We start from the raw sequence: 12,664 nt of genomic DNA on the forward strand, positions 1-12,664 counted from the left end.
CCAAAGTCACGGATGAGCTTTACATGAGGCACGGTACATTCCTCGCGTTATTTAAGGCTTTCTTGCGTGAGCTGCATAAGTGCTGCATAACCCTCGAGTTGCGCGGCGATGCGATCATATACCGCATTTTTATCTGCGCTGCCGGGCAGCTCGAGGATGGCTTTTTGAATATCAAGCTCGATTGCTGTTCGAATTTTGCTGCGTAAAGGCGTCAGCTCGGCAATTCTTGCTCTTCGAATTGTTATGGAATCAGAGGACTCGGTTTGTGCAGTAGGCTTGGTATCGCTTGAGGCAGAGGTTGGTGGCAAAGACAAATTAACACCAGTCGCCGCACTTAAGACTTGGGTTGTTGCATTGGCAATGGACCGGCTAATTTCAAGCTGCCCCTGCACCAGTGCAGCCGGATTATTGGTTCCACGTTGAACCCGGAAATGTCCGGGACGGTCACGAATGATAACGATATCGGAATCACCTTCAGCGTAGAAATAAGTTCGCGAAAAGGTGGTTCGCCAATTATTTTCATTTTCCGGCATTAATATCTCATCCCATGCCGGGTCCGCAGGGTTCTGAAGGCGGTCAACCTGTTCAAAATAGAAGCCCTGCCCAATTGCCAGATTGCGGATGTCTGTTCGTGCACTTAGCCCTGCCTTTATACTTTTTGGCTGTTCAAACAGGCTGGTTAAAGCAGCGTCAAGGCTCCGCGCATATTCGCTGGCTGATTGGCTTAAGTCCGCGTTAGAATCACTTGATACGCTGTTGAAGGATTCCTTGGTTGATGGAGCTATATCTATGCAGGTAGCAAAAAGTCTCGTGAATGATGCGCCTACTTCGAACGACTTGGTATTGAAATTTTGAAGTTCTGTGGCTAACGATCTCTTTTCGCTGTCTTTAAGGCTTTTAATCGCATTTTCCGCTTTATCAAGAAATGTTTTTGAAGCATTTGCACCATTTGCGTACGTTATTGCATTGGGGTCGGATAGTGATTTTCTGTCTGTTCGCCAAACGTCAGCAAACACCTCCATTGATTGATTAATATCAGATAAGTTTTGTTTGAGGTGATGCTTTGCTTCGATCAGTTCCATTTGCTGTTTTGGTGACAGAGCTGATGCCTTATCAGACAATGCTACGATTTTTTCCAAGTTATTAAGTGCTGTTTCCGAAGTTTCCGTAATATCCTGTACATAGGTGTCAAGTACATCCTTGAAATGGGTATTGTCTGGCGCCGTTCTAGTGCTTGTCCCGCCGGTTACAGATGTTGCGATCTTGTCGTATATGACATCAAGTTCATAAATTTTCTTTGTGGCGGCTATCGTCTGGTCTCGGCAAATAGGTGCCGTGTCCCGGATCGCAAAAACCTCTGTTGCAATATCATTAAACTTCGCGTCAATCACCGCTCCAGATTCTGCTATCACCTCCCCCTTGTAGAGGTCAGTTTCAACTTGCAAGCTGGCGGAAGCACAAGCAGAGAGAAGTAAAGGAGCAATCAGAGTCACAAGATTCTTTATCATTGTGCTGCTCCGATCATGGTCGACAGTTGGTTCAGCAGTGCAATTGCAACGTCGTCATCGGCGGGGTGCTCTTTTAGAGCCTCCGCAGTCGCGATCATTTGATCAGCAAAAAGTTTGTCCGTCAGCACTGCAACATCAACCTTGGCGAGGTCTTCCGCGGCGCGTGTTTTGAAGCTTTCCGCTACTATTGCGGAGAACTGCTGGATGGATGCCTTTGTTTCGTTGTCATTGGCGACGCGATTAATTGACTGGATCACTTCGTTTGGGTTGGCAGCTAGTACAAAAATCAGTTTTTGACCAGAACGCTGTGTTTGGATCGATTTGCCAGGGTCATACTCGGATACAACTGCACCATCGATCTTGCTATCAGAAAAGCCCGGCATATAACGTGCCCGTGCCCACCGCAGCAGTGCATTCTGGACTTCTTCTGGTTTGGCATTTTGGTCCAACGCTGCTGCCAGATAATCTTGCTGTGCTTTTTTCAGTGCTGCGATAAGGGCATTTTTCATCTCATTGCGGGCAGCTTGGGTCATACCATTGGCGTCTGCTGAAACATTGCCGAATGCGACATCGACAGCGTCACCATCAAACCACCCACTGTGATACTTCGCATCGTTTAGGGCAGTATGTGCTTTTACCCGAATACGCAAATAGTTTGTATAGTTCCCGTCTGTGACCTTGAGATAGTAAGTTTCGTCAACCTTCATTGTCCCGGAAGAGCAGGCTGCCAAAAACAGCAAGCTTGCCGCAAGTACAGTGGTTCTCAACATTTGCATAGCAACTTCCCCTTGTCGCATATATGCGACACCGTTTGAGCTGAGAGCAGTAAAACTATGGGGCGTTGATCAGTTGGCGTGATTTAGAATTGCCTTATTTTAAATATAAATCAATCATAAATTGCAACGGATCATTTGACCTGATATGTGGAAAAAAAGAAAAGCCGCTGATTGTTCAGCGGCTTTTTCAGATTTGAAATTTGGCTAGAAGCTTAACGACCAAGGCTCCACCAGCCGCGTTTTTTCGGCTTCGGCTTTTCATCCTTTGCCGGCTCGGGCGCAGGAGCTGCTTCCGGTGCCGGTTCGGATTTCTCGGTTTTGACCGGTTCAGCTGCTTTCGGCTCAGTCGGTTTTTCTGCCGGGGCCTCTGCCTTTGGAGCTTCCGGTTGCGCAGCCGGGGCACTGACTTCTGCCGGGGCAGGGGCCGGAGCGCTTGCTGCTTCCGGTTTGGCTTCGCTCGGTGCTTCCGACGGTGCTTCCGGGGCCGGACCAGACTGGATCGGGATGTTTTTCACATCGCGCTCGTTGCTACCGTCATTGTCGCCGTCACGATTGTTCGGGCGGTTGTTACGGTCGCGACGATTGCGGCGGTTGTCATTGCGATCACGGCGCGGACGGGCCGGTGCCGGGGCAGTCGTGCTGCGCGAACGACCCGCACGAACACCTTCCTGATCGAAGCTATCGGCATCCTGACCTTCGCTATCGGCGTCGATCACGGTGTCTTCATCCGTGCCGTCCGGTGCTTCGTGATCGCGGTTGCGGCGTGCTGCCGTCAGGGCCGGATCATCCGCAGGCGGACGGGTACGGTTGCCATCAAAGTCCTGACGGCGCGAACGACGGCGACCACCACGCTTGCCACGACGGCGGCGCTTGCGGTTGCTGTCATCATCATCGTCGTCATTGTTGTTGTTACGATCATTGTTGTCAGACGCATCCTCGCTGTCGCCCGATGCATCCTGCTGCTGATCGTTGTTGCGATCATCGCGGTCATCGTTGCGGCCACGGCGACGACGACGGCGACGACGGCGCTTACCGCCCTGATCGTCATCTTCGTTACGCTCAGTTTCGTCTTCGTCATCCGTATCAACCGGATTTTCAATCGCGGTCAACGAGACGCTATCGGTATTGAGAACCGGTGCGGCATCGTCGGATTCGTCACCCTTTTTCGCGCGGGTCCGCTCGATGCGGTGATCAGGCGAAATCAGGCTGTCATCACCAAAGATCATGACGCTGAAGCCATAACGGCTTTCGATCTCGCCAAGCGAATCACGCTTGCGGTTCAGGATATAGAGCGCAACTTCACTGGCAACATGGACGGTCAGCGCGCCGGAACGGCGACGCATGCCTTCTTCCTCGATGACGCGTAGCAGATGAAGGGCTGCACTTTCAATCGAACGGACAAGGCCGACACCACGGCAGTGGGTGCAAACTTCAAACGCGCTTTCCACCAGCGACGGGCGCAGGCGCTGACGCGACATTTCAAGCAGGCCAAACGGGCTGATGCGACCGATCTGCAGACGGGCACGGTCGTTGCGCATCGCTTCTTTGAGCTTGCGTTCGACGGATGCCTGATTGCGGTGGTCTTCCATGTCGATAAAGTCGACAACGATCAGACCGGCAAGGTCACGCAGGCGCAGCTGGCGTGCGAGTTCTTCGGCTGCTTCAAGGTTGGTCTTGTAAGCGGTTTCTTCGATGTTGCGTTCACGGGTCGAACGGCCGGAGTTCACGTCAACCGCGACCAGTGCTTCGGTCGGGTTGATGACAAGATAACCACCGGATTTAAGCTGTACGACCGGGTTGAGCATCGCATCAAGCTGGCTTTCCACCTGGAAACGGTGGAACAGCGGCACGCCCTGATCCTTGTAGGGTTGCACACGCTTGGCATGCGACGGCATCAGCATCTTCATGAAGTCTTTGGCAACGCGATACCCTTCGTCACCTTCGACCAGAACTTCATCAACATCACGTGCATAAAGATCACGGATGGAACGTTTGATCAGATCGGCTTCTTCGTAAATCAGGCACGGTGCCTGGCTCTGAAGGGTGGTTTCGCGGATACGATCCCACAGACGCATCAGATAATCGAAGTCGCGCTTGATCTCTGCCTTGGTCCGTTCGGCACCGGCCGTACGAACGATAACTGCCATGCCATCGGGAATCTCAAGCTCTGCCAGAATGGATTTCAGGCGCTTGCGGTCCTTGGCATTGGTGATCTTGCGCGAAATGCCGCCACCACGCGGGGTGTTTGGCATCAGAACGCAATAACGCCCGGCCAGCGACAGGAAGGTCGAAAGCGCTGCGCCCTTGTTCCCGCGCTCTTCCTTGACGACCTGAACCAGAATGATCTGGCGGCGTTTGATGACTTCCTGAATTTTGTAGCGTTTCTGAAGCTGACGGCTGTGCGATTCGACGAACTCGTCACTGTCATCGCCACCAAGGTCTTCGATGTCTTCTTCGACGTCGGCATTGGTATCAAGGGCGGTGACTTCGGTGTCGGTGTCGACATCAACGTCCAGCTCGGCGACTTCCGCGGCCATTGCGGCATTGCCACCGGTTGGCGTGTCATCACCGTTAGAACCGGTGTCGTCATTGCCTTCGGAAGAGGTACTTACATCTGCATCCGAACCGGCTGCTTCGACCTCATCGCTTTTCTTGCGACGGTTGCGCGGGCGACGGCGACGCGGCTTTGCGTCTTCTTCTTCGCCGGAACCGGTGTTCTCGGATGCCGCATCAGCCGTGGCAGCGGCATCGGTCGATGCGTCTGCTTCCGTGGTTTCTGCTTCTGGCGTGTCGGATGTTTCGTCCTTTTCCTTGGCGCGCGGTTTGCGGCGCGAACGGGAATGTGACGGTTTCTTTTCTTTTTTCGGGCTGTCTTCGCCGTCGCCGATATTGTCTTCGACGATTTCGGCGTCCTTGACCTGCGTATTGGCCTGGGCATTGCCCTGCGCAATCGCTTCGCGGTCAGCAACCGGAATTTGATAATAGTCGGAGTGGATTTCGCTAAAGGCAAGGAAACCGTGACGGTTTCCGCCATAGTCAACAAAGGCCGCCTGAAGCGACGGTTCTACCCGCGTGACTTTCGCGAGATAGATATTACCCTTGATCTGTTTTTTCGTCGATGTTTCGACGTCGTATTCTTCTAGGCGATTTCCATTAATAACAACGACGCGGCTTTCTTCCGCGTGCGTTGCATCGATAAGCATGCGTTTGACCATTCGGAACCTGTTCCTATGGGCCCCGCCAGTTCAATGCTATGGGCGCAATTGCGCTGATATGCAAACAAACCGGCATGTCCGGAGGCGCCGCCCATAAAGGTCGCGATATGTCCTGTATGTGTCTGGGTCATCGCGTGTCGGCTGCTCTTCCGGTTGGACCTGGTTTTGGTGTTGAAACAAAAGAATTAGATTGCGTGTCTTTCGAGCGCGCCAAGACAGCCTTTTTGAGGAGGGCTCTATCGGGAGCGGGAATTGCCGCGTCACCGAGACACCGACCGTAAGAACTGCACTCGTCGCGTCCTCAGCCTGGTGGTATTTTGGTTGCTTACCACAAAGCTATTAGGAATCTCGGGTGCAACATATCCCTTTTATGCGTTTGCTACAAACAGTTTTGTTGCTGGATGTGACGACTTTCTGACAGACCTGTTCAAAAACACAACGAAATCCGCGTGAATTTGCGCCGGGCGATTAATTTCGGGCAAATATATGAAAAGACACTGTTTTTATCCGGTCGACAATTTGACCTGCCGTCGCGGAAAGTTGATGATGGGGACTGACAAGTTCCGGCTTTGGTCAATTGCCCGTTAACCAACGCGTTGCTATAAGCGGTTTATAGATGCTCTTGCAGGGTAACAGGCGCCGAAACGACAGATGATTTCACAGCAGGCAATTTCACGTTCCATGACGAAAAACGCCCCGCCGCGGTCGATCTTTACCAAGATTGCCAAAACGGTGATGGTGCTGTTTGCGCTGCTGTTCACATCCCAGATGATGACGTCGACCGCATCCGCCGAACCGGCCAAGGTGCTTGGTGCGCGTTTAGGTGTTTATCCTGATTACACGCGTTTTGTGATCGATCTCGATCAGGACGTCGATTTCACCTATTTCCTGCTGCCTGACCCATACCGCATCATCATTGATATGCCCGAAATTGACTGGAATGCCCCACCGGGCAAGGTGACTTCGGGTGGTGGGCTGATTTCCGGTCTGCGCTATGGCCTGTTTAAACCGGGCACGTTCCGTGTCGTGCTTGATGTTGCACAGCCATCGCTGGTGTCGAAGATTTTCTCACTCCCGCCCGGTGGCGGCAAACCCAACCGTCTGGTGGTTGACCTCAAACCGACGCAGCGTGACGCCTTCCTGACGGCATCGCGCCAAAGCATGGAAGCCTATTCCGCGCGCAGCCGAAATGACACCAGTGCCACCGAACAAAGCGTTGATGTCGCTGTGAAGTCCGGCCGTGGTGGTGATGAAAAACCGTTGATCGCCATCGATGCGGGCCATGGCGGGGTTGATCCCGGCGCAATCGGGGTTGGCAATGTCTATGAAAAGGACCTTACCCTTGCCGCGGCCCGCCAGTTGGCCGAGACCCTGACGGCATCGGGGCGTTATCGCGTGCTGCTGACACGGGACAAGGACGTGTTTCTGAAACTGCGTCAGCGCGTCGAAATCGCGCGCAAGAATGGCGCGGACCTGTTTATTTCCCTACATGCAGACTCGATTGCCAACCCGAAACATCGCGGCGCATCGGTCTATACCCTGTCTGAAAACGCATCGGATAAAGAGGCCGCCGCCCTGGCATCGAAGGAAAACAAGGCCGACGTCATTGCTGGGATTGATCTTTCTGATGAAAACACACTGGTGCAAAGCATCCTGATCGATCTGGCCCAGCGTGAAACCATGAACCTGTCGGCCACCTTGGCGGCCAACATGGTCACCCAGCTGGCCCAAAGCATCGAGCTTCAGCGCCGCACCCATCGCTTTGCCGGGTTTGCGGTTCTCAAAGCGCCCGATATCCCGTCTGCCCTGTTTGAAATGGGATATCTTTCAAATGCGACGGACGCCAAGCTGTTGCAAAGCCCGGCCCATCGCAAAAAGATTGCCGAGGCCGTCATGCGGGCAATTGATATCTATTTCGAGAAGCACAAGTTTTAAAAGCTGGGCGGCGCGTTTGCGGCCTTTGGGATCAATCCGGCCTTTGCGGCGTTGATTGATGGTGGTTGTGCGCCGCTTTTGGAATAAAACCTGCCGGGCGTGGCGGCTGTCACAACCTCGTCATTATTTTGCCGCTATAATGCGGGCAAATCCGGGTTTTCGGCACAGACGGGCGAAATGTCTGCCCGGACATTGCATTTCCGATAAGAGTGCATGAATATGCCCCTGATCGGATCAGGCCAACAAAATGAAAAAGACCTGCTTACATGCGCATTTTACTTAGTATTTTCGGCTTTCTGTTCTTGATGGCGGTTGCGGGCGGTGCCGGTATGCTGGCGATCTTCTGGCATTTTGGTCAGGGACTTCCCGATTACACCCAGCTTGAAAATTACGAGCCCGAGGTCATGACACGTGTGCATGCATCTGACGGGGCCCTGATTGCTGAATATGCCCGCGAAAAGCGTGTCTTTGTGCCGATTTCGGCCATCCCGCACAAAGTGATCGACGCCTTTGTCGCGGCTGAGGACAAAAACTTCTTCTCCCACCCGGGGATCGATTTTGCCTCTGTCCTGCGCGCAGCGGTGACCAACGTGGTCAATTTGGGCACGGGCAAACGCCCGGTTGGCGCGTCAACCATCACCCAGCAGGTCGCCAAGAACTTCCTTTTGACCAACGAAGTGTCTTATGAGCGTAAGATCAAGGAAGCCATTCTGTCCTTCCGCATCGAACGCGCCTTTTCCAAGGAACACATCCTTGAGCTTTACTTAAACGAGATTTACCTCGGCAGTGGCAGCTATGGTGTGGCTGCGGCCGCCTTGCGCTATTTTGACAAGTCACTTGATGAGCTTGATGTCGAAGAGGCCGCCTATCTTGCCGCCTTGCCAAAGGCACCCTCTAACTATCATCCGGTCCGCAACCATGACGAGGCCAAGGCACGCCGGAACTGGGTGATTGGCCGGATGCTGGAAGAAAAATACATTACCGAGGCCGAAGCACAGGCCGCATGGGCGTCTCCGCTTGAAGGCAAAACCCGTGAATCGGTTGATACCTATCAGGCCGACTTCTTTGCCGAGGAAGTCCGTCGCCAGCTTGTCGACCGTTACGGTGAAGGCATGCTGTATGACGGTGGCCTTTCGGTGCGCTCCACCGTGGTGCCAAATTTGCAGGATATCGCCGACAAGGCCCTGTTTGACGGGCTGGTCGAATATGACCGTCGTCACGGATGGCGCGGTCCGATCACCAGTATCGATCTTTCCGGCAACTGGCAGCAGACCCTGCGCGAAGTTGAAACACCAGCCGACATCCCGTGGGATCGTGCGGTGGTATTGGATACTGATGCCGATGAGGCAAAACTTGGCCTGATGAATGGTGAGCAGGGCCGTATTCCGCTGCGCTTCCTGACATGGGCACGCCCGTGGCAAAAGGGCCAGACATTGGGGGCGGTGGTGAACCGCCCGTCGGATGTCCTTTCACCTGGGGATGTCATTTACGTCAAACATTTTGCCGAGCTTGATGGTGAACAGCTGCCGCCAAACACCTATGGCCTGCGTCAGATCCCCAATGTGAATGGCGGTCTGGTGGCGATGGACCCGCATACCGGGCGTGTCTTGGCGATGTCGGGTGGTTTTTCCCATGACCTGTCGAAATTCAACCGTGCGACACAGGCCCGCCGTCAGCCAGGCTCGGCCTTCAAGCCGTTTGTCTATCTCGCCGCCCTTGATCAGGGCTTTACCCCCTCGACACTGGTTCTTGATGCACCGTTCGTGATTGATCAGGGACCGGGGCTGGGCAAGTGGAAGCCGGGCAACTATAGCGGCAAGTTCTATGGTCCTTCGACCATGCGCCTCGGCATTGAAAAGTCACGTAACCTGATGACGGTGCGTCTGGCGCAAACCATCGGCATGCCGACCGTGGTTGATTATGCCGAACGCTTTGGCGTTGTCGATGAAATGCCCGATGTTCTGTCGATGTCGCTGGGGGCCGCGGAAACAACCGTGATGCGCCTGACCGCGGCCTATGCCGAGCTGGTCAATGGTGGCAAGAAAATCACCCCGACCCTGATCGACCGCATTCAGGACCGTCGCGGCAATGTCATTTACCGCCGCGATGAGCGCGAATGCGCCCAATGTCAGGACGTGGCGTTTCGTAATCAGATGCCGCCGGACCTGCCTGACACCCGCGAACAGCTGACCGATCCGGCCAGCGCCTTCCAAATGGTGCACATCATGGAAGGTGTTATTACGCGCGGGACCGGTCGCCGCATTGCAGAGCTTGGCTATCCGCTGGCGGGAAAAACCGGAACGACCAATGATTCCCGCGATGCGTGGTTTGTTGGCTTCTCACCGGATTTGGCGGTTGGTGTCTATGTCGGCTTTGATGACAACCGATCCCTTGGTGACAAGGAACAGGGTGCGAGTGCAGCAGCCCCGATCTGGAAGGAGTTCATGCGCGGTGCGCTTGCGGGTACAAAGGCCATTCCGTTCCGAACCCCGCCGGGTATCCGCATGGTGCGCGTTGAAGCGCGCACCGGTCTTCCGGCCCGCCCGGGCGATCAGGACGTGATCTGGGAGGCCTTCAAACCCGGCACCATTCCGGCCTCAAATGACAATGTCATTGATGGTGGGTATAGCGGGTCTGGTGGATCAGACAGCGGGGGTGGCTCTGTCGCAGGGCCGGGTGGTATCTATTAGAGTTATCAGTTTTCCCTCATGAAAAACGTATGAACCCGGCGCATCAATCGCGCCGGGTTTTTGCATGGTTGCGGGGGTTTCAAGTGTGGCAAAAACTGTTATAAGCCACGCCGACATTGCCGCGTCATCCATGCGGCGAAACAGATTTTCAGACGAATAACGGAGACATCAATGCGCGCCGAAGCACAGGCATTGGTCGATGAAATCAAGCAGTCGATGGCACTGCTGAGGAGGCATCTTTGACTGGGATAACGCTCTTAGACGCCTCGACGAACTGAACGCACTTGCCGAAGACCCAACCCTTTGGGATGACGCGGCAAATGCGCAGAAAGTCATGCGTGAACGTACCCAGCTTGATGACGCCATCAATGGTTATAAAAAGCTTGCCCAGGAACTCGAAGACAGTGTCGAACTGATCGAGCTTGGCGAAGCAGAAGGTGATGGAGAAACGGTCGAGGAGGGCGAAGAAGCCCTGCGTTCGATCCGCGAAATCGCCGCGAAGCGTGAACTTGAAAGCCTGCTTTCGGGCGAAGCCGATTCCAATGACGCCTATCTTGAAGTCCATGCCGGTGCCGGCGGGACCGAGGCGCAGGATTGGGCATCCATGCTGGCGCGCATGTATTACCGTTGGGCAGAGTCCAAGGGTTACAAGCTCGAGATGCTTGAAGAAAGTGACGGCGAGGAAGCCGGTATCAAATCGGTGACCTACAAGATCACCGGTCATAATGCCTATGGCTGGCTCAAGAACGAAGTGGGCGTGCATCGTCTGGTGCGTATTTCGCCCTATGACAGTTCCGCGCGTCGCCATACCAGCTTCTCGTCGGTCTGGGTGTATCCGGTGATTGATGACGATATCGAAATCGAAATCCTTGATAAGGATCTTCGTATTGATACCTATCGTGCATCGGGTGCCGGTGGTCAGCACGTTAACAGAACCGATTCTGCGGTGCGTATGACCCATATTCCGACCGGTATTGTTGCCCAGTGTCAGAACGACCGTTCACAGCACAAAAACCGTGAAACGGCGATGAAGATGCTCAAAGCCCGCCTTTATGAGGCAGAGCTGCAAAAACGCGAAGCCGAGGCACAGGCGGTCGAAGACAGCAAAACCGATATCGGTTGGGGCCATCAGATCAGATCCTATGTCCTGCAGCCCTATCAGATGATCAAGGATCTGCGTACCGGCACGGAAACGTCTGATACCCAAGGCGTTCTGAACGGCGATCTTGATGCCTTCATGGCTGCCGCCCTTGCCGCCAAGGTCACGGGTTCTGCCGGTGAAATCGAAGATATCGATTGATTTCCTGCGGGTAGCTGCCTGATTTTACAAACACCCCGCTTGCAAACAAGCGGGGTGTTTTTCTTTGCCCGCGTCAAAAAGACAAGAAAAACGCCCCAGGTCTGTAAAAATCCCATTTCTGTCACAGAATTGCCGGATAGCTTTGCAACAGTGAGATCAAGCGCGGCCTGTCAAAAACAACAAAGCACCGGCACAGCACGGGGCACTGGCAGGGCGTGTGGAGCAAACATCCATACTCTCACGGGAAGATCCAAATGGCCCATCAGTCCCATGGTCCGGTCGCGGTTGGCGACCAGTTCAAACTCGCGACACCCAACGGTCCGATTTTCGAAGTCATCAAGATCCGCGAAATGGCGCCGGTCGATCATGCGCTGATCACCAAGGTGCGCGATACCAAATCACCAACCCTGATTTCGATCTCGACATTGCTTGACCGTGATTTTTACATTCCGGTTCCGCCGGAAAGCCGTCAGATGCCTGATAATGATGGCATATTGCGCGGCCTTTGATTGTAAAGCCTATCGATAGGCTGTTTTGCGTATTGGAAGACGAAAAACAGGTTGGCTTGGCGGCCCGGACGCGATGAAATGGCCTGATGTGAATTCACCGCCATCCGGGGCCGCCAACATGTCCGATACCAAAACCGATCAACAAATCCTCGAGCGCCTGTTTTCCGTGCTGGAAGACAATATTCTGCCAAAAACGCGTGCCGGGGTGTCGGGCGGAAACAAGCTGTTCGGGGCGGCAATCCTGCGCAAGGATGACCTGTCACTGGTCATTGCCGAAACCAACAATGAAACCGAAAACCCGCTTTGGCATGGTGAGGTTCATTGTCTGAAGCGCTTCTATGAAATCCCCGCTGATCAGCGCCCGGCAACCTCGGAGCTGATCTTCCTTTCGACTCATGAGCCATGCTCGATGTGCCTTTCCGCCATCACCTGGGCCGGGTTTGATAATTTCTATTATTTCTTTTCCTATGAAGATTCGCGCGATGCCTTTGCCATCCCCCATGATCTGAAAATCATGAAAGAGGTCTTCACGCTTGAAGACGGCGAATACAACAAATCCAACGCGTTCTGGGACAGCCATTCCATGATGGGCATGGTCGCAGAGATGCCGGGCGACGAAAAAGAAGCCTATGTCGCCCGGGCCAAGGCGATCTCGGATGAATATGACGCGCTTTCTGCGCAGTATCAGGACAGCAAGGCAGATAACGATATCCCGCTAAGCTAAACCCAGC

Annotated in this window: 8 protein-coding genes; 5 read left to right on the top strand and 3 right to left on the bottom strand. The window is 54.0% G+C overall.

Features of this window, described 5'->3' with window-relative positions:
* Positions 1–47 precede the first annotated feature (47 nt).
* From ACXAF0_RS09290 to ACXAF0_RS09300, 3 genes are all read right to left on the bottom strand, one after another.
* On the bottom strand, positions 48–1,508 hold the full coding sequence (locus tag ACXAF0_RS09290) for a hypothetical protein (protein WP_475345595.1): 1,461 nt from the start codon (positions 1,506–1,508) through the stop codon (positions 48–50).
* Entirely contained in the window at positions 1,505–2,284 is a 780-nt protein-coding gene (locus ACXAF0_RS09295; RefSeq protein WP_475345596.1) for a hypothetical protein, read from the bottom strand. Before ACXAF0_RS09295 ends, ACXAF0_RS09290 begins: the two co-directional genes overlap by 4 nt.
* A 212-nt stretch (positions 2,285–2,496) precedes the next feature.
* Positions 2,497–5,499, bottom strand: a complete 3,003-nt coding sequence (locus ACXAF0_RS09300; protein WP_475345597.1) for an Rne/Rng family ribonuclease — start codon at positions 5,497–5,499, stop codon at positions 2,497–2,499.
* 681 nt (positions 5,500–6,180) lie between these two features.
* On the opposite strand from ACXAF0_RS09300, the gene ACXAF0_RS09305 reads away from it, so the two are divergent.
* The 5 genes from ACXAF0_RS09305 (at position 6,181) to ACXAF0_RS09325 (ending at position 12,657) form a co-directional block, all read left to right on the top strand.
* Positions 6,181–7,434 carry an N-acetylmuramoyl-L-alanine amidase gene (locus ACXAF0_RS09305; RefSeq protein WP_475345598.1) on the top strand — a complete coding sequence of 418 codons (1,254 nt, stop codon included), beginning with the start codon at positions 6,181–6,183 and terminating at the stop codon, positions 7,432–7,434.
* A gap of 266 nt (positions 7,435–7,700) precedes the next feature.
* Positions 7,701–10,124, top strand: coding sequence for a penicillin-binding protein 1A (locus tag ACXAF0_RS09310; RefSeq protein WP_475345599.1), 2,424 nt, complete (start codon positions 7,701–7,703; stop codon positions 10,122–10,124).
* A 171-nt stretch (positions 10,125–10,295) separates the two neighbouring features.
* A protein-coding gene (gene prfB / locus ACXAF0_RS09315; protein WP_475345600.1) for a peptide chain release factor 2 occupies positions 10,296–11,424 on the top strand; the annotation gives its coding sequence in 2 pieces (ribosomal slippage) (positions 10,296–10,364 and positions 10,366–11,424; 1,128 coding nt in all).
* 254 nt (positions 11,425–11,678) lie between these two features.
* Positions 11,679–11,933 (top strand): hypothetical protein, encoded by a 255-nt coding sequence (locus ACXAF0_RS09320; protein ID WP_475345601.1) that lies wholly within the window; start codon positions 11,679–11,681, stop codon positions 11,931–11,933.
* Positions 11,934–12,051: 118 nt separating this feature from the next.
* Positions 12,052–12,657 carry a nucleoside deaminase gene (locus tag ACXAF0_RS09325; RefSeq protein WP_475345602.1) on the top strand — a complete coding sequence of 202 codons (606 nt, stop codon included), beginning with the start codon at positions 12,052–12,054 and terminating at the stop codon, positions 12,655–12,657.
* Positions 12,658–12,664 lie beyond the last annotated feature (7 nt).

Source organism: Thalassospira sp. ABD4_177, from assembly GCF_056160125.1.